Origin of the sequence: Leifsonia sp. NPDC058194 (genome assembly GCF_042883605.1) — a bacterium.
Classification (GTDB): Bacteria; Actinomycetota; Actinomycetes; order Actinomycetales; family Microbacteriaceae; genus Leifsonia.
Genome location: NZ_JBHVVL010000002.1, coordinates 748,532 through 765,422, shown reverse-complemented (window position 1 = coordinate 765,422; position 16,891 = coordinate 748,532). Strand labels below are relative to the sequence as shown.

The following is a 16,891-nucleotide window of genomic DNA, read 5'->3' as shown; positions in this document are numbered from 1 at the left end:
GACCACGGCCTTCCCACAGAACAGCTGAAGGAGTCCCTCCGCATGGCAACCAGCAACAACGGCATCATCGACCCGCCCATCGACGACCTGCTCGCGAAGGTGGAGTCGAAGTACGCCCTCGTGATCTTCGCGTCGAAGCGCGCCCGCCAGATCAACGACTACTACGCCGACCTGCACGAGGGCAGCCTGTTCGACAACGTCGGCCCGCTGGTCGACTCGTCCGTCGACGACAAGCCGCTGTCGGTCGCGATGCACGAGATCAACGAGGACAAGCTCGTCGTCAAGCCGATCGCCGAGTAACAGAGCAACGACATCGCCGGGCACGGCCCGGCCGCAGCAGGACTCTGCCGTTGAGGGGGTGGCGCCGTGAGCGCACGTTTGACCATCGTCGTCGGAGTGACCGGAGGCATCGCCGCGTACAAGGCGGTGGGCGTCATCCGGGCGCTCGTCCTCGACGGGCACTCGGTGCACGTCGTCGCGACGGAGGCCGCGCTGCGTTTCGTGGGACGGCCGACGCTCGAGGCGATCAGCCGCAACCCGGTCGCCACCGACCTCTACGAGGGCGTCGCCGAGGTGCGGCATGTCGCCATCGGGCAGTCCGCCGACCTGATCGTGATCGCCCCGGCGACCGCGAACTCCATCGCGAAGCTCGCCGCAGGCATCGCCGACGACCTCCTCGGCAACACCGTCCTGGCCTCCACCGCCCCGCTCGTCATCGCCCCGGCGATGCACACCGAGATGTGGCGCAACGCTGCGACGGTCGCGAACATCGCGACCTTGCGCGCCCGTGGCGTCACGATCGTCGGTCCGGCGAGCGGTCAGCTGACCGGAGCCGACTCGGGCCCGGGCCGGATGGAGGAGCCCGAGGTCATCGCCCGCGCCGCACTGCGAGCAGCGGGTGTGTCGCCGCGGCCGGCCGCTGCTCCCGCCCCTGAGCCCGTGGCCGACGTGGTGGTGCTCTCCGAGCGCCGCCGCGCCAACGAGGCCGCGCGCCTGCCTCGGGGCGGGGTCGACCTGGCCGGACGCCGCGTGGTCATCACCGCGGGCGGCACGCGCGAACCCCTCGACCCGGTGCGCTTCCTCGGCAACCGTTCCAGCGGGCGCCAGGGCGTCGCGCTCGCGAGTGCGGCTCTGGCCCGTGGCGCCGAGGTCGTCCTGATCGCCGCGCACCTCGAGGTGGACCCGCCGGAGGGCGTGGAGCTGGTCGAGGTGCAGACCGCGCTCGAGTTGCAGGAGGCGGTCGTCGCGGCCGCACGCTCGGCGGACATCGTCGTCATGACGGCGGCCGTCGCGGACTACCGCCCGGCACAGACGCGCGACGCGAAGATCAAGAAGTCGGAGGCGGGGGAGACGCTCACCCTGGAGCTCGTCGCGAACCCCGACATCCTCGCCGGGCTGGCGGAGGGCGCGCGCGAGGGCCAGGTCCTGGTCGGCTTCGCCGCCGAGACCGAACCCGACCCGTCCGCCCTGATCGAGCTCGGCCGCGGCAAGCTCGCCGCGAAGGGCTGCGACTTCCTCGTGCTCAACCAGGTGGGCTGGACACAGGGCTTCGCAACGGAGAGCAATGAGGTCGTCGTCCTGCGGAAGGGCGGAGATATAGTGATGGAGGCCTCGGGCACGAAGCTGTCGGTGGCCGATCGTATCCTCGACGTCATCGCCTGACGCCTGTCGCGACGCCCCCGCTGGACCCTAGGAGAACAATGGCAGATCTGCGCCTTTTCACGTCCGAGTCGGTCACCGAGGGACACCCGGACAAGATCTGCGACCAGATCTCCGACAGCATCCTCGACGCGCTGCTCACCGTCGACCCGAACAGCCGTGTCGCGGTCGAGACGCTGGTCACCACCGGCCTGGTGCACGTCGCCGGCGAGGTGTCCACCCGCGGCTACGTCGAGATCCCGGCACTCGTGCGCGACAAGCTGGTCGAGATCGGCTACGACTCGTCCGACGTCAGCTTCGACGGCACGCAGTGCGGCGTCTCGGTCTCGATCGGCGCGCAGTCGCCGGACATCGCCCAGGGCGTCGACAACGCGCTCGAGACGCGCTCCGAGCAGAGCGAGGACGACCTCGATCGCCAGGGCGCCGGCGACCAGGGCATCATGTTCGGGTACGCGACGACGGAGACCCCGCAGTACATGCCCCTCCCGATCTGGCTGGCGCACCGTCTCTCCGAGCGACTGGCCGCGGTCCGCAAGGACGGGACCCTCGACTACCTGCGTCCGGACGGCAAGACCCAGGTCACCGTCGGGTACGAGGGCATCGTGCCGAAGTCGGTGCAGACCGTCGTCCTCTCGACGCAGCACGCGCCGTCGGTGTCGAACGAGCAGCTGCAGGCCGAGGTGATCGAGGAGGTCATCGCGCCGGTCCTGCACGCGGCGGGGCTCGAGACCTCGCACATCCGCACGCTCATCAACCCGACCGGCCGGTTCGAGATCGGCGGTCCGAAGGGCGACGCCGGGCTCACCGGTCGAAAGATCATCGTCGACACCTACGGCGGAGCGAGCCGTCACGGCGGCGGGGCCTTCTCGGGCAAGGACCCGTCGAAGGTCGACCGTTCGGCGGCCTATGCGATGCGCTGGGCGGCGAAGAACGCCGTGGCGGCCGGGCTCGCCGACCGACTCGAACTCCAGATCGCCTACGCGATCGGCAAGGCGGCGCCGGTCGGGCTCTACGTCGAGACCTTCGGCACGGGAACCGTGCCCGACGACCGCATCATCGCCGCGATCCGCGAGGTCTTCGACCTGCGCCCGGCCGCGATCATCCGCGACCTGGACCTGCTGCGGCCCATCTACGCGCAGACGGCGACGTACGGTCACTTCGGCCGCGAGCTCCCCGACTTCACCTGGGAGCGGCTCGACCGCGTCGACGACCTGCGGTCGGCCGCGGGGCTGTAACGGTGGCGGCGGCCGGCCGGATCGCCCGCGTCGTCCTGGACTCACCGCTCCCGCAACTTGATCACTTCTTCGACTACGCCGTTCCCGACGAGCTCGCCGCGGACGCCGTCCCGGGGGTACGGGTGCGGGTTCCGTTGCGGACGGCCGGACGCATCGCCGACGGATACCTCGTCGAACTCGCCGACCCCGCAGAGGGATACGAGGGGACGCTGAGCCCGATCGAGACGGTCGTCTCGCCGGTCCCGGTGCTGACCCCCGGTGTCTGGGCTCTCGCGCGCAGACTCGCGGACCGGAGCGCCGGGACGGCGAGCGACATCCTCCGTCTCGCGGTGCCGTCGCGCATGGTGCGTGCAGAGAAGGCCTGGCTCGCGCTCTCCGACGACGAGCGCACACCGGCGCCCCGGCCGCCGGCCCTCGCTGTCCGGGGCTACGGAGACGGAGTGCTGGAGGCCGCGGTCGCGCGGGACGAGCGTCTCGCGCTGCAGGCCATCCCGCGCCTCAGCCCGTTGCCGGACGGCACGTGGGTCGGCGAGTGGGCCGTCACCCTCGCCACCCTCGCCGCCGCGTGCTGGGCTGGTGGGCGCACGGCGATCGTCGCCGTCCCGGACCATCGCGACCTCGAGCAGCTCGCGGCGGCGCTCGGAGCGATCGCCCCGGCGGAGGCGGTCGTACGTGCCGACGCGTCGCAGGCCAATGCCGACCGGTACCGGTCGTTCCTCTCCGCCCTCGGCGGTCCGCGGATCGTGATCGGCAACCGCTCGGTGGTCTACGCGCCCGCCGAGCGCTTGGGGCTGATCGTGGTCTGGGAGGACAGCGATCCGCTCCACGCCGAGCCGCTGAGCCCGTACGTCCACACTCGCGACGCTGCACTGGTGCGGCAGGAGCTCGAAGGCTGCGCGCTCGTGCTCTCGGGGCTGGTGCGCAGCGTCGAGACCCAGCGACTCGTCGAGCTCGGCTGGCTCCGCGACGTCGCACCCGAACGCTCGGTGTCGCCGAAGGTCGTGCTGACGGCGAACCAGCAGGCCACGGAGGACGCCGCCCGGGCCGCCCGCATCCCCTCGCTCGCCTGGCGCTCCGCCCGGGAGGCGCTGACGGGGGAGAGCGGCCGGCCCGCCGGGCCGGTACTGGTGCAGGTCGGCCGTCCCGGCTACGTGCCGCAACTGGCGTGCGTCAGCTGCGGTCAGGCCGCCCGGTGCAACCGCTGCGAAGGTCCGCTGGGGCAGACGCATGCGGGCGCGACGCCGTCGTGCGGGTGGTGCGGAGCCCTGGCGACCGAGTGGCAGTGCGAGCGCTGCGAGGGCCGCCGGTTCCGGATGGTCAGCCTCGGCTCGGGACGGACGGCGGAGGAGCTGGGGCGGGCGTTCCCCGGCGTCCGTGTCGTCCTGGCGGACGGCGAGCACCCGGTGCAGCGGATCGGTTCAGCGCCGGCCCTCGTCGTGGCGACCCGGGGGGCCGAGCCGATCGCCGAAGGCGGCTACCAGGCCGTGCTGCTCCTCGACGGCGAGCGGATGCTCGCCCGGGAGACGCTGCACGTCGCGGAGGACTGCCTGCGCTGGTGGTCGAGCGCCGCGACGCTGGCTGCCGCGGGCGCTCCCACGGTGCTAGTCGGGGTGTCCGGTCCGCTCGCGCGTGCGTTCGCCACCGGTCGGCTGGTCGATTTCGCCCGGGCGGAGCTCGCCGATCGGCGCGAGCTGAGGTTCCCGCCCGCGGTCCGGCTCGCGTCGGTGACGGGGACGGCGGAGGCGGTCCAGGGGGTGATCGGTGCCGTCGACCCCGACCTGCTGATCGATGTGCTCGGGCCGGCGGCCGTGGACGACCGGCTCGTGCGCGGGATCCTGCGCTTCGAGTACGCGCGGGGCGCCGAGGTCGCGGCGGCCGTGCGCGCGTCGGTCGTGCGCAACGCGACCAGGCGTCGTAAGGCTCCCGCGGGCCGGGGCGGCTTCCGGCCGGCGCCGACGCTCCGGGTCCGGTTCGACGACCCCGAGATCCTCTGACGACCCGGGATCCTCCGACGGTCGCGGGTAGACTCGACGGCGGTCCACCCGCTCCGCCCACCCTCCGGAAGAACCTTCGCATGCGCCTCGTCTTCGCCGGCACCCCTGCCGTCGCCCTCCCTTCGCTGCGTGCCCTGGCGGCACGGCACGACATCGCGGCGGTGATCACCCGGGAGGACGCCCCGCTCGGTCGCAAGCGCGTGCTCACGCCGTCGCCGGTGGCCGGTGCCGCGCAGGAGCTCGGATTCCCCACGATAAAGGCGAACCGCCTGGGCGACGAGGTCACCGAGCGGGTCGCAGCGCTGGCGCCGGATCTCGGCGTCATCGTCGCGTACGGCGGCCTGGTGCGGGAGCCGCTGCTGTCCCTTCCCCGGCTGGGCTGGATCAACCTCCACTTCTCCCTGCTCCCACGCTGGCGCGGGGCCGCGCCCGTGCAGCACGCGGTGATCGCCGGCGACGCCGAGACCGGCGCCGTAGTGTTCCAGCTGGTGCCCGCCCTCGACGCCGGGGACGTCTTCTCCGAGCTGCAGCGCCCGATCGGCCCTGACGAGACCGCCGGAGAAGTCCTGGAGGCGCTGTCCCTCTCGGGCGCGGACCTTCTGGCCGGGACCGTGGATGCCCTCGCGGACGGCACCGCCGTCGCGCGGCCCCAGGCGGGCGTGCCCACGCTCGCTCCGAAGCTCGTGCTCGACGACGCCCACCTCGACTTCACCCGCCCGGCCGACGAGGTCTACGCGCGACTGCGCGGCGTCACCCCGGAGCCCGGCGCCTTCGCGCTGCTGGACGGCGAGCGGTTCAAGATCGCCGAAGCCCGCCGCGCCCCGGCCGCCGATGGCGCGCTGCCACCGGGGAGCATCGGGCTGCACGATCGGCGCGTACTCGTCGGCACGGGGACGACCCCGCTCGAGCTCGTGACGGTGCAGCCGGCCGGCAAGCGGGCCATGGCGGCCGCCGACTGGTGGCGCGGCGCCGCGGGAGAGGCGGTGCTCTCGTGAGCGACCGTCGCCCCGATTCGAACCGCCCCCGCACGAACCGCCCCCGCACGAACGGCCCCCGGACGAACCGCCCCGCTCCGCCCGCCGTCCAGCCCGCCCGGCAGGTCGCCTACGACGTCATCGCCGCGGTCAGCGACTCCGACGCCTACGCCAACCTCCTGCTGCCCGGTCGCATCGCGCGCGCCCGCCTCTCCACGGCCGACGCGGCGCTCGCCACCGAGCTCACCTACGGCACGCTGCGGATGCAGGGCTACTACGACCGCGTGATCGAGCAGGCCGCCGGCCGCCCCGTCGACCGCATCGACCCACCCATCCTCGACGTCCTCCGGCTCGGAGCGCATCAGCTGCTCTCCACCCGCATCCCGTCGCACGCGGCCGTCAACGAGTCCGTCGCCCTCGCCCGCATGGTCGGCAGCCGATCCGCGACCGGGTTCACGAACGGCGTGCTGCGCGAGATCGGTCGGCACACCCCCGAGGAGTGGCGCGAGCGCGTCGCGGCCGACGCGAAGAACGAGGACGACCGGCTGGCCGCCCTCACCTCGCACCCCACCTGGGTGATCCGGGCGTTCCGGCGCTCGCTGGTCGCGGAGGGCCGCGGGGACGAGCTGGAAGCCCTGCTGGACGCCGACAATGCGGCCCCGCGGGTGAACCTCGTCGCGCTCCCCGGGCTGGTCGACGCGCCGTCCGGCTCGCGTCCGGACCGCTTCTCGCCCGTCGGCTTCACCGGAGACGGCGGCGACCCTCTCGGGCTCGTCGAATCGTCGGGCGGGCGGCTCCGGGTGCAGGACGAGGGCTCGCAGCTCGCGGCGCTCGCACTGACGCGCGCGCGCCCGGTACGGCCGGGCGAACGGTGGCTCGACCTGTGCGCAGGGCCCGGCGGCAAGGCCGCCCTGCTCGCGGCCGAGGCACTGGCGGGCGGCGCCGACCTGGTCGCCAACGAACTGATCCCGGCCCGCGCCGAACTGGTCCGCAAGGCGCTCGCGGCCGTGCCGCTCGAGGTGCCCGTGTGGGAGGAGGACGGCACGGTCGTCGGAGACGAGCACCCCGCTGCGTTCGACCGGATCCTGCTCGACGCCCCCTGCACCGGGCTCGGTGCCCTGCGTCGTCGCCCCGAGGCGCGCTGGCGCAAGGAGCCGAAGGACGTCGCGGAGCTCAGCGCCCTGCAGACCCGGCTCCTGGATTCCGCCGTCGGCGCCCTCGCGCCGGGCGGTCTGCTCGCCTACGTCACGTGCTCGCCGCACATCGCCGAGACGCGGAGCATCGTCGCGGCGGCGCTCGAGCGGCATCCCGAACTCGAGGCCGTCGGCACGGCAGACGTCGTGCAGGGTCTCGCCGGCGAGCGTCTGGACCTCGCCGACGACCAGGAGATGGTGCAGCTGTGGCCGCACCGGCACCTCACCGACGCCATGTTCATCGCCCTGCTCGCCAAGCGCGCCGAATAGGCTGGACGCATGGCCCGCATCAACCCGAGCATCCTCGCCGCCGACTTCGTCAACCTCGAGCGCGATCTCGACCGGATCGCCACGGCGGACCTCGTCCACGTGGACGTCATGGACAACCACTTCGTCCCGAACCTCACCTTCGGCCCGCAGATGGTGGGGCGCATCCAGGACGTCAGCGCCATCCCCCTCGACGTGCACCTGATGATCGACGACCCGGACCGCTGGGCCCCGGGATACGCCGAGCTCGGCGCCTACTCGGTCACCTTCCACGCGGAGGCGGCGGCCGAGCCCGTCGCCCTCGCCCGGCGGCTGCGCGCGATCGGCGCCCGCGCCGGGATCGCCCTCAAGCCCGGCACCGCCGTGGAGCCGTACCTCGACCTCCTGCCGGAGTTCGACCAGGTGCTCGTCATGACCGTGGAGCCGGGCTTCGGAGGTCAGTCGTTCATGCCGGAGACCATGCCGAAGCTGCGCGCGCTGCGCGAGACGGTCGAGGCGCGCGGGCTCGACGTCTGGCTGCAGGTCGACGGGGGAGTGACCGCCGAGACCATCGTCATCGCCGCCGAGGCCGGAGCCGACACCTTCGTAGCGGGCTCCAGCGTGTTCCGCGGCGAGCCCGCGGAGCAGATCGCCGGACTCCGGGCGGCCGTGGCCGCGCACGCGCACTGACGGCGGCGCACGGGGGTCGCCGCGACCGCTACGCTGTAATGGTGAAAACCTTCGACGACCTCTTCGCCGAGCTCAGCGAGAAGGCCGCGACCCGTCCGGAGGGTTCCGGTACGGTTCGCGAGCTTGATGCGGGCGTGCACGCCATCGGAAAGAAGATCGTGGAGGAGGCCGCCGAGGTCTGGATGGCCGCCGAGTACCAGTCCGACGAGGAGACGGCCGAGGAGATCTCGCAGCTGCTCTACCACCTCCAGGTGCTCCTGCTGGCCAAAGGCCTGACGCCGGCCGACGTGTACCGACATCTGTGACGCTGCCCTCGAACGCGCCGTGAGGCGCCTCCCGCACCCGTCACGTCACGAAAGAACCCACACATGCTGAAGATCGCCGTCCCCAACAAGGGCTCCCTCTCCGAGACCGCGGCGCAGATGCTCCACGAGGCGGGCTACGTCGGCCGCCGCGACCCCAAGGAGCTCATCGTCACCGACGCGCGCAACGGGGTGGAGTTCTTCTACCTGCGCCCGCGCGACATCGCCACCTACGTCGGCTCGGGCGCGCTCGACGTCGGCATCACCGGTCGCGACCTCCTGCTCGACTCCGGTTCGCCGGCGGGCGAGATCGCGTCGCTCGACTTCGCCGCCTCCACGTTCCGCTTCGCTGCCCCGGCGGGCGGCTTCAGCGAGCTCTCCGACCTCCACGGCAAGCGGGTGGCGACCAGCTACCCGGGCCTGGTCGGCGCGTTCCTCGCCGAGCGCGGTGTGGAGGCCGCCCTCATCAAGCTCGACGGCGCGGTGGAGTCCGCCGTGCGCCTGGGCGTCGCCGACGCGGTCGCCGACGTGGTCGAGACCGGGTCCACGCTGCGCAAGCAGGGGCTCGAGATCTTCGGCCCGGTGATCCTCCAGTCGGAGGCCGTGCTCATCTCGTCGCCCGCGCCCGCCGAGGGCGTCGAGACGCTGCTGCGCCGCCTCCAGGGGGTCATGGTCGCACGCCAGTACGTGCTCGTCGACTACAACCTGCCCGCGGTCCTGCTCGACCGCGCGGTCGCGCTGACCCCCGGGGTCGAGTCCCCGACCGTGTCGCCGCTCGGCGAGCCCGACTGGGTGGCCGTGCGCGTCATGATCAAGCAGGACCAGACCAATCGCGTCATGGACGACCTCTACGAGCTGGGCGCGCGGGCCATCCTGGTCACCTCCATCCACGCGGCGCGGATCTGATGTCCGTCGCGGTCCGCGTCATCCCGTGCCTCGACGTGGCCGCCGGCCGCGTCGTCAAAGGCGTCAACTTCCAGAACCTGCGCGACCAGGGCGACCCGGTCGAGCTGGCGCGCACGTACTACGAGCAGGGGGCCGACGAGCTCACCTTCCTCGACGTGACGGCGACGGTCGACGACCGCTCGACCACCTACGACGTGGTGCGGGCGACCGCCGAGCAGGTCTTCATCCCGCTCACAGTCGGCGGCGGCGTGCGCAGTGCGGAGGACGTCGCCCGGCTGCTCGGCAGCGGGGCGGACAAGATCGGCGTGAACTCGGCGGCCATCGCGCGCCCGGAGCTGGTCGCCGAGATCGCCGACCGGTTCGGCGCGCAGGTGCTGGTGCTCTCCCTCGACGTGAAGCGCTCGGCGGCGACCCCGTCGGGCTTCGTCGTGACGACGCACGGCGGCCGGACGGAGACCGAGATCGACGCCCTCGACTGGGCGCGCCGGGCGATCGAGCTGGGCGCCGGGGAGCTGCTCGTCAACTCGATCGACGCCGACGGGACGAAGGAGGGCTTCGATCTGGAGCTCATCCGCGAGATGCGCGCGATCAGCAGCGTCCCGGTGATCGCGTCGGGCGGAGCGGGCGCTGTCGCCGACTTCGCGCCCGCCATCGAGGCGGGCGCCGACGCCGTCCTCGCCGCGAGTGTGTTCCACTCGGGCGAGCTGACGATCGGCGATGTCAAGGAGGCTCTGGCCCAGGCAGGACGGGAGGTCCGCTCATGAGCGACGACCAGCGCGCGGTGCTCGATCGCATCCGCTTCACCGAGACCGGGCTCGTCCCGGCGATCATCCAGCAGTGGGACACCCGCGAGGTGCTCATGATGGGATGGATGGACGCCGAGGCGTTGCGGCGCACGATGACCGAGGGGCGGGTGACCTTCTGGTCGCGCTCCCGTCAGGAGTACTGGCGCAAGGGCGACACGTCCGGGCACGTGCAGTTCGTGAAGTCCGCCGCGCTCGACTGCGACGGCGACACCCTGCTCGTGACGGTCGACCAGATCGGCGCCGCGTGCCACACCGGCACGCGCACCTGCTTCGACGCCGACCAGCTCGAGCCGGTCGTCGGGGACGGCGCCGCCGACGCGGCGGAGATGAGGTCGGACCTGTGATCGCGACCTCCGCCGCCTCCACCACCCGCGACGACTTCGACGCGCTCGTCGGCAGCCACCACGTCGTGCCGGTCGTGCGCGAGCTGTTCGCCGACGGGGAGACCCCGGTCGGCATCTACCGCAAGCTCGCCGCGGGGCGACCGGGCACCTTCCTCCTCGAATCAGCGGAGCAGGGCGGCATCTGGTCGCGCTTCTCGTTCGTGGGGGCGGCGTCCTTCGGGGTGCTCACCCAGCAGGGCGACGAGGTGCGCTGGCTCGACTACGGCCTGTCGGCCGAACGCGCCCTGGGCGGGGAGACCGCCATGCGGCCGCTCGACGCCCTCGCGGCGCTGCATGCGCGCTGGCAGACACCGCGGATCCCCGGCCTCCCGCCCCTGACGGGCGGGCTGGTCGGCTTCATCGGGTGGGAGGCCATCCGCCAGATCGAGCGGCTGCCCGACCAGCCTCCGGCCGACTACGACATCCCGGGCCAGGCCATGGCCTTCGCGGCGGACCTCGCCGTGATCGACCACCGGTCGGGCACGGTGAAGCTCATCGCCAACGCCCTCGCCGACGGCGCGGAGCCGGCCGAGACGCTCTGGGCCGACGCGCAGGCGCGCCTCGACCGCATGCAGCGCGAGCTGGCGCAGCCGTCTGAGGCGTGGCTGGCGGAGGTCGACCTCGCCACGGCGGCGCATCCCGTCTCCCGCACGCGCGAGGAGGACTTCCTCGCCTCGGTGGAGGTCGCCAAGGAGCGCATCGTCGCGGGGGACATCTTCCAGGTCGTCATCTCGCAGCGCTTCGAGCTGGAGTGCACGGCGTCCGCGATCGACGTCTACCGCGTGCTGCGCGCGCTCAACCCGAGCCCGTACATGTACCTGCTCTCCCTGGAGCGGCCGGACGGCGGACCGGACGGCGACGCGCGCTTCCAGATCGTCGGCTCGTCGCCCGAGGCGCTCGTGAAGGTCCAGGACGGGCGTGCGTTCACGCATCCCATCGCGGGCTCGCGTCAGCGTGGCGCCACGCCCGAAGAGGACCTCGACCTCGAGACCTCGCTCCTCGCCGACGACAAGGAGCGCGCCGAGCACCTCATGCTCGTGGACCTCGCCCGCAACGACCTGCTCAAGGTCTGTGCGGCGGGTTCCGTCGAGGTGACCGAGTTCATGCGCATCGAACGGTTCAGCCACATCATGCACATCGTCTCCTCGGTCGAGGGCGATCTGCTGCCCGAGGCGTCGGCGATCGACGTCTTCCGCGCGACGTTCCCGGCGGGGACGCTGTCGGGTGCGCCGAAGCCGATGGCGCTGCGGATCATCGACGAGCTCGAGCCTGCGCAGCGCGGGGTCTACGGGGGAGTGATCGGCTACTTCGACTTCGCCGGCGACGCTGATCTCGCCATCGCGATCCGCACCGCCACGATCATGGGCGGGGTGGCGCGCGTGCAGGCGGGCGGCGGCCTGGTCGCGGACTCGATCCCGCGCAACGAGTTCGAGGAGTCCCAGAACAAGGCGGCGGCTCCGCTGCGCGCGGTCGCCGTGGCGAACGCGATGCGCCGGGTGACCGGCGACACGGACGGCGGGCGCTGACCACCATGGCGGACGTACAGCCCGACGAACAGCCCGACGAGGTCGCGACGGAGGAGGATGCCGCACGGCCCGTGAACCGTCGCTCCAAGTACGTCGCGCTGCTGGCGCTGGTCGCCGGGAGCGGGTTCACCCTGCTGTCGTCGACGCAGACCTGGTTCAGCGTTCACCTGACCGATGTCGCCAGCCATGCCACGACGGTCGGCGTCGCCGGTTCGGCAGCCGCTCCCGCGCTCACCGCGCTCGCGCTGGCCGGGCTCGCGCTCACCGCCGCTCTCGCCATCGCCGGACCGGTCTTCCGGATCGTGCTCGCGCTGCTCGGCGTGCTGCTCGGGGTCTCCGTGCTGATCTCGTCGGGGAGCGCCCTGGGCGATGCCCTGCGCGCGTCGTCGTCCGCCATCACGGCGGCGACGGGCGTCGCAGGGGATGCGTCCGTGCGGAAGCTGGTCGATGCGGTCGACGTGCAGTTCTGGCCGTGGCTCGCGGTCGTCGGCGGCGCGCTCATCGTCCTGGCGAGCGCGGCCGTGGTGGTCTTCTCGCGCCTGTGGCCGGGCTCCTCGCGCAAGTATCAGACGCGGTTCGCCGGCGAGGACGGGCGCGACGCGTCCGCCGTGCTCGGAGTCTCCGACGCGCCCGAGACGGACGACGAGGAGGCGCGTGCGGTCGCGGAGGACGACACCCCCGCCGAACCCGTCGTGCTCGATCGCGACACGGCGATCGACAGCTGGGACGAGCTGAGCCGCGGCGACGATCCCACGCGGTGAGCCACTAGACTTGATCCGTTCCCATTCCCGTGCGTGCCCGTCGGCGCGCACCCGACGTGCAGGAGTCCCATGAGCACCGAGTCAGTCGAGCCAGGCCACGGTCATTCGCCGGCGGCGTGGACGGCCGTGATCATCATGCTGGTCGCCTTCGCCATCGGTGCCGTCGCGTTCTTCTTCGACGCCCCGATCGTCGTCTGGGCGTCGGCCGGCCTCGCCGTGATCGGTCTCATCGTCGGCTGGTTCATGAAGCGGGCCGGCTACGGAGTCGGCGGCGCGAAGTACACCCCGAAGGGTCACTGACGCGTGCTCGCCGACCTCGTCGCCGGCGCGCTCGAGGATGCTGAACGGCGGCGTGCCGAGCGTCCGCTCGCCGTCGTCGAGGCCGCAGCCCTCGACCGCGCCCCCGCGCTCGACGCCCTCGCCGCGCTCGCCCCGACCGACCGCATCAAGGTCATCGCCGAGGTCAAGCGCGCCAGCCCGTCGCGCGGCGCCCTCGCCGACATCCCGGACCCTGCGGCCCTCGCGGCCGCGTACGAGACCGGCGGTGCGAGCGCGATCAGCGTCCTGACCGAGGAGCGCCGCTTCCGCGGCTCGCTCGCCGACCTCGAGTCGGTGCGGGCCGCCGTCTCGATCCCGGTGCTCCGCAAGGAGTTCGTCGCCGAGCCGTACCAGATCCTCGAAGCGCGCGCCGCGGGCGCCGACCTCGTGCTCCTCATCGTCGCCGCACTCGACCAGCAGACCCTGGTCTCCCTGCACGACCTGATCGTCGAGCTGGGCATGACCCCGCTGGTCGAGGCACACACCGAGGACGAGCTGAGCCGGGCGTTCGACACCGGCGCGAAGCTCGTGGGCGTCAACGCCCGCAACCTCTCCACGTTCGAGCTGGATCGCGATCTGTTCGGCCGCCTGGCCGACCGGTACCCGTCCGGCACCATCCGCGTCGCGGAGTCCGCCGTCCTCTCGGCGGCCGACGTCGCGCACTACCGGGCGGGGGGCGCGGACGTCGTGCTCGTCGGCGAGGCGCTCGTCACGAGCGACCCCGTCGCCACGCTCGGCGAGTTCCTGGGAGTCTGATGTCCCTCCGTTCCGAGACCGGTCCCTATTTCGGCGACTTCGGCGGCCGCTTCGTGCCCGAGTCGCTCGTCGCAGCCCTCGACGAGCTCTCCGCGGCGTGGGAGGCGGCGAAGGCCGACCCCGCGTATCACGCCGAGCTCGACGAGCTGCAGCGCAGCTACACCGGGCGCCCGTCGATCATCACCGAGGTCCCGCGCTTCGCGGAACACGCGGGCGGCGCGCGCATCATCCTCAAGCGCGAGGACCTCAACCACACGGGGTCGCACAAGATCAACAACGTGCTGGGCCAGGCCATCCTCACCAAGCGCATCGGCAAGAAGCGCGTGATCGCCGAGACCGGCGCGGGCCAGCACGGCGTCGCGACCGCGACCGCCGCCGCGCTCTTCGGGCTCGAGTGCACCATCTACATGGGCGAGGTCGACACCGAGCGGCAGGCGCTTAACGTCGCCCGCATGCGCCTCCTCGGCGCAGAGGTCATCGCGGTGAAGACCGGTTCGCGCACCCTCAAGGACGCGATCAACGACGCCATGCGCGACTGGGTCACGAATGTCGAGACCACCAACTACATCTTCGGCACGGTCGCCGGCCCGCACCCGTTCCCCGCCATGGTCCGCGATCTGCAGAAGATCATCGGCGAGGAGGCCCGCGAGCAGGTGCTGGCGCTGACCGGCCGGCTGCCCGACGCCGTCGCCGCGTGCGTCGGCGGGGGCTCCAACGCGATCGGCATCTTCCACGCCTTCCTGGACGACGAGGACGTGCGCCTGGTCGGCTTCGAGGCCGGCGGCGAGGGGGCGGAGACGCCGCGCCACGCCGCGACCATCACGAAGGGGCGCCCCGGCGTCCTGCACGGAGCCCGCAGCCTGCTGCTGCAGGACGAGGACGGCCAGACGATCGAGTCGCACTCGATCTCCGCCGGTCTCGACTACCCGGGCGTGGGTCCGGAGCACTCGTGGCTCGCGTCCATCGGCCGCGCCGAGTACCGGCCCGTGACGGACGCCGACGCGATGGAGGCCCTGCGCCTCCTCAGCCTGACCGAGGGCATCATCCCGGCGATCGAGTCGTCGCACGCCCTCGCCGGCGCGCTCGTGCTCGGCCGCGAGCTGGGACCGGAGGGCATCGTGCTGGTCAACCTCAGCGGCCGCGGGGACAAGGACATGGAGACCGCCGGACGCTACTTCGGCCTGATCGACGAAGGAGCCGTGCAGTCGTGAGCCGTGTCGCCGACACCATCGCCCAGCGCAACCGGGAGGCCGGAGGCGCACTGATCGGCTACCTGCCCGCCGGGTTCCCCGATCTCGAGACGAGCATCGACGCCGCGGTCGCCCTCGCCGAGAACGGCGTGGACATCATCGAGCTCGGCCTGCCGTACTCGGACCCGGTCATGGACGGCACCGTCATCCAGGCCGCGACCCAGCAGGCTCTCGCGAACGGCTTCCGCCTGCGCGACGGCATCACCGCCGTGCGGGAGATCACGAAGCGCGCCGACGTCCCCGTGCTGGTCATGACCTACTGGAACCCGGTGCTGCAGTACGGCGTCGACCGCTTCGCCGACGACCTCGCGGCCGCCGGGGGAGCGGGACTGATCACGCCCGACCTGATCCCCGACGAGGGGGAGGCCTGGTTGGCCGCATCGGAGCGGGCCGGCCTCGACCGCGTGTTCCTCGCGGCGCCGACCTCCACCGACGAGCGCCTGCGCCAGACCGTCGAGGCGAGCCGCGGCTTCGTCTACGCGGTCTCGACGATGGGCATCACGGGAGCGCGTTCCGACGTGGACGCCGCGGCCCGCACCCTCATCGGCCGCCTCCGCGAGGCCGGCGCCACCAGCGCGTGCGTCGGCGTCGGGATCTCGACGGGCGCCCAGGTGCGCGAAGTGCTGGAGTACGCGGACGGCGCGATCGTCGGCTCCGCGCTGGTGAAGGCACTCGCCGACGGCGGGGTCGGGGCGGTCGCCCGCACGGCGGCCGAACTGGCGGGTGGCACGGCGCGGTAGCGCCGTCGTCTTAGACTATGGAGGCCGCGCGGCGATCCGCGACGGCCTGATGCGAACGAAAGGTGAGTCTTCGGGTGTTTGCGACGATGAGCAGCTGGTACGCCAGCATCCCGAGCCCGGGGCCCGAGTGGCAGAACATCCCGATCGATCTGTTCGGGTGGCACTGGCGCATTCAGACCTACGCGATCATGATCCTCATCGGGATCGTCGTGGCGGTGCTGTGGACCTCGCGCCGACTCAGCAAGCGCGGCGGCGAACCGGGCGTGGTGCTCGACTTCACGCTGTGGGCCGTCGTTCTCGGCATCATCGGAGCCCGCCTGTACCACGTGTTCACGCACCCCGGCGACTACTTCTACGCGGGGGCGAACCCCCTGAACATCTTCGCGATCTGGGAGGGCGGCAACGCCATCTTCGGCTCGCTCATCGGCGGCGCCGTCGGCGTGCTGATCGCCTCGCGCATCACCGGAGTCCGGTTCTGGTCGTTCGCGGACGCCCTCGCACCCGCCCTGCTGCTCGCCCAGGCCATCGGCCGTCTCGGCAACTACGTCAACCAGGAGCTGTTCGGCCTGCCGACCAACCTGCCCTGGGGTCTGCAGATCGACGCCGGCAACAAGGCCATCCCGGTCGGCCTGCCCGACGACACCCTCTTCCAGCCGCTGTTCCTGTACGAGATCATCTGGAACGTCATCGGCGTGATCGTCATCCTGGCCCTGGAGAAGAAGTTCCAGCTGCGCTGGGGCAAGACGCTCGCCGTGTACCTCATCTGGTACGGTCTGGGCCGCTCCTACCTCGAGTCGATCCGCATCGACCCGAGCGAGTTCAACATCCTCGGCATCCCGACCAACGTCTGGGCGGCGTTCCTCGCCGTCGTGCTCGGCATCGTGATCTTCATCGTGCAGACCCGTCGCCACCCGGGACTCGAGCCGAGCGTGTACCGGCCGGGTCGTGAATGGGTGCGACCGGATGCTGAGGTAGACTCTGACGACACGGACTCGGATGACGAGGTCCCCGACGAGGACGACGGGGTGCCCGCCGGATCCTCAGGAGCCAAGGCCACAAGCCCATCGAACGGTTGAACCCCGTCGGCTCGCACCACCCGTAACGTCTGTCGAGGCAATCCCGAAAGCATCACCGACCGCACCGAGCCACCGG

At 72.1% G+C, this 16,891-nt stretch carries 18 protein-coding genes; all 18 read left to right on the top strand.

Going from position 1 to position 16,891, the window contains the following annotated elements; all coding sequences use genetic code 11:
- The first annotated feature begins 42 nt into the window (after nt 1-42).
- The 18 genes from rpoZ to lgt all read left to right on the top strand — a co-directional run bounded on the left by rpoZ (nt 43) and on the right by lgt (nt 16,815).
- The gene (gene rpoZ / locus ACFVU2_RS10430) at nt 43-300 is read left to right on the top strand and encodes a DNA-directed RNA polymerase subunit omega (protein ID WP_387873623.1); all 258 of its coding nucleotides are present in this window, start codon (nt 43-45) and stop codon (nt 298-300) included.
- Nucleotides 301-378: 78 nt separating this feature from the next.
- Nucleotides 379-1,662: a bifunctional phosphopantothenoylcysteine decarboxylase/phosphopantothenate synthase gene (locus tag ACFVU2_RS10425; protein ID WP_387874434.1), complete on the top strand. Its 1,284-nt coding sequence runs from the start codon at nt 379-381 to the stop codon at nt 1,660-1,662.
- Between the two features lie 38 nt (nt 1,663-1,700).
- A complete protein-coding gene (metK, locus tag ACFVU2_RS10420) occupies nt 1,701-2,894 on the top strand; it encodes a methionine adenosyltransferase (protein ID WP_387873621.1) in 1,194 nt (397 codons plus the stop codon).
- A 2-nt stretch (nt 2,895-2,896) separates the two neighbouring features.
- Nucleotides 2,897-4,888: a primosomal protein N' gene (locus tag ACFVU2_RS10415; protein WP_387873618.1), complete on the top strand. Its 1,992-nt coding sequence runs from the start codon at nt 2,897-2,899 to the stop codon at nt 4,886-4,888.
- Nucleotides 4,889-4,968: 80 nt separating this feature from the next.
- On the top strand, nt 4,969-5,883 hold the full coding sequence (fmt, locus tag ACFVU2_RS10410) for a methionyl-tRNA formyltransferase (protein ID WP_387873615.1): 915 nt from the start codon (nt 4,969-4,971) through the stop codon (nt 5,881-5,883).
- A complete protein-coding gene (locus tag ACFVU2_RS10405; RefSeq protein ID WP_387873613.1) occupies nt 5,880-7,325 on the top strand; it encodes an RsmB/NOP family class I SAM-dependent RNA methyltransferase in 1,446 nt (481 codons plus the stop codon). Before fmt ends, ACFVU2_RS10405 begins: the two co-directional genes overlap by 4 nt.
- A gap of 9 nt (nt 7,326-7,334) precedes the next feature.
- Nucleotides 7,335-7,991 carry a ribulose-phosphate 3-epimerase gene (gene rpe, locus ACFVU2_RS10400; protein ID WP_387873610.1) on the top strand — a complete coding sequence of 219 codons (657 nt, stop codon included), beginning with the start codon at nt 7,335-7,337 and terminating at the stop codon, nt 7,989-7,991.
- 41 nt (nt 7,992-8,032) lie between these two features.
- Nucleotides 8,033-8,296, top strand: coding sequence for a phosphoribosyl-ATP diphosphatase (locus ACFVU2_RS10395; RefSeq protein ID WP_039921834.1), 264 nt, complete (start codon nt 8,033-8,035; stop codon nt 8,294-8,296).
- Nucleotides 8,297-8,359: 63 nt separating this feature from the next.
- On the top strand, nt 8,360-9,199 hold the full coding sequence (gene hisG, locus ACFVU2_RS10390) for an ATP phosphoribosyltransferase (RefSeq protein WP_387873607.1): 840 nt from the start codon (nt 8,360-8,362) through the stop codon (nt 9,197-9,199).
- Nucleotides 9,199-9,963: an imidazole glycerol phosphate synthase subunit HisF gene (gene hisF, locus ACFVU2_RS10385; RefSeq protein WP_387873605.1), complete on the top strand. Its 765-nt coding sequence runs from the start codon at nt 9,199-9,201 to the stop codon at nt 9,961-9,963. Before hisG ends, hisF begins: the two co-directional genes overlap by 1 nt.
- A complete protein-coding gene (gene hisI / locus ACFVU2_RS10380) occupies nt 9,960-10,349 on the top strand; it encodes a phosphoribosyl-AMP cyclohydrolase (protein WP_387873602.1) in 390 nt (129 codons plus the stop codon). Before hisF ends, hisI begins: the two co-directional genes overlap by 4 nt.
- A complete protein-coding gene (locus ACFVU2_RS10375; protein WP_387873600.1) occupies nt 10,346-11,914 on the top strand; it encodes an anthranilate synthase component I in 1,569 nt (522 codons plus the stop codon). The genes hisI and ACFVU2_RS10375 overlap by 4 nt, the downstream gene beginning before the upstream one ends.
- Nucleotides 11,915-11,919: 5 nt before the next feature.
- Nucleotides 11,920-12,675: a Trp biosynthesis-associated membrane protein gene (locus ACFVU2_RS10370; protein WP_387873598.1), complete on the top strand. Its 756-nt coding sequence runs from the start codon at nt 11,920-11,922 to the stop codon at nt 12,673-12,675.
- 69 nt (nt 12,676-12,744) lie between these two features.
- Nucleotides 12,745-12,975: a DUF6704 family protein gene (locus ACFVU2_RS10365; RefSeq protein WP_387873597.1), complete on the top strand. Its 231-nt coding sequence runs from the start codon at nt 12,745-12,747 to the stop codon at nt 12,973-12,975.
- Nucleotides 12,976-12,978: 3 nt separating this feature from the next.
- Nucleotides 12,979-13,749: an indole-3-glycerol phosphate synthase TrpC gene (trpC, locus tag ACFVU2_RS10360; protein ID WP_387873596.1), complete on the top strand. Its 771-nt coding sequence runs from the start codon at nt 12,979-12,981 to the stop codon at nt 13,747-13,749.
- Complete coding sequence (trpB, locus tag ACFVU2_RS10355; protein ID WP_387873594.1) at nt 13,749-14,960, top strand: tryptophan synthase subunit beta; 1,212 nt, start codon at nt 13,749-13,751, stop codon at nt 14,958-14,960. Before trpC ends, trpB begins: the two co-directional genes overlap by 1 nt.
- Nucleotides 14,957-15,739 (top strand): tryptophan synthase subunit alpha, encoded by a 783-nt coding sequence (gene trpA / locus ACFVU2_RS10350; protein ID WP_387873592.1) that lies wholly within the window; start codon nt 14,957-14,959, stop codon nt 15,737-15,739. Before trpB ends, trpA begins: the two co-directional genes overlap by 4 nt.
- Before the next feature lie 86 nt (nt 15,740-15,825).
- Nucleotides 15,826-16,815, top strand: coding sequence for a prolipoprotein diacylglyceryl transferase (lgt, locus tag ACFVU2_RS10345; protein WP_387873590.1), 990 nt, complete (start codon nt 15,826-15,828; stop codon nt 16,813-16,815).
- The last annotated feature ends 76 nt before the right edge of the window (nt 16,816-16,891 follow it).

What these genes read in the sequence shown, in the direction of transcription:
- rpoZ (WP_387873623.1), top strand. Translation starts at nt 43, where the DNA reads ATGGCAACCAGCAACAACGGCATCATCGACCCGCCCATCGACGACCTG.
- metK (WP_387873621.1), top strand. Translation starts at nt 1,701, where the DNA reads ATGGCAGATCTGCGCCTTTTCACGTCCGAGTCGGTCACCGAGGGACAC.
- fmt (WP_387873615.1), top strand. Translation starts at nt 4,969, where the DNA reads ATGCGCCTCGTCTTCGCCGGCACCCCTGCCGTCGCCCTCCCTTCGCTG.
- rpe (WP_387873610.1), top strand. Translation starts at nt 7,335, where the DNA reads ATGGCCCGCATCAACCCGAGCATCCTCGCCGCCGACTTCGTCAACCTC.
- hisG (WP_387873607.1), top strand. Translation starts at nt 8,360, where the DNA reads ATGCTGAAGATCGCCGTCCCCAACAAGGGCTCCCTCTCCGAGACCGCG.
- hisF (WP_387873605.1), top strand. Translation starts at nt 9,199, where the DNA reads ATGTCCGTCGCGGTCCGCGTCATCCCGTGCCTCGACGTGGCCGCCGGC.
- hisI (WP_387873602.1), top strand. Translation starts at nt 9,960, where the DNA reads ATGAGCGACGACCAGCGCGCGGTGCTCGATCGCATCCGCTTCACCGAG.
- ACFVU2_RS10370 (WP_387873598.1), top strand. Translation starts at nt 11,920, where the DNA reads ATGGCGGACGTACAGCCCGACGAACAGCCCGACGAGGTCGCGACGGAG.
- ACFVU2_RS10365 (WP_387873597.1), top strand. Translation starts at nt 12,745, where the DNA reads ATGAGCACCGAGTCAGTCGAGCCAGGCCACGGTCATTCGCCGGCGGCG.
- trpB (WP_387873594.1), top strand. Translation starts at nt 13,749, where the DNA reads ATGTCCCTCCGTTCCGAGACCGGTCCCTATTTCGGCGACTTCGGCGGC.
- lgt (WP_387873590.1), top strand. Translation starts at nt 15,826, where the DNA reads ATGAGCAGCTGGTACGCCAGCATCCCGAGCCCGGGGCCCGAGTGGCAG.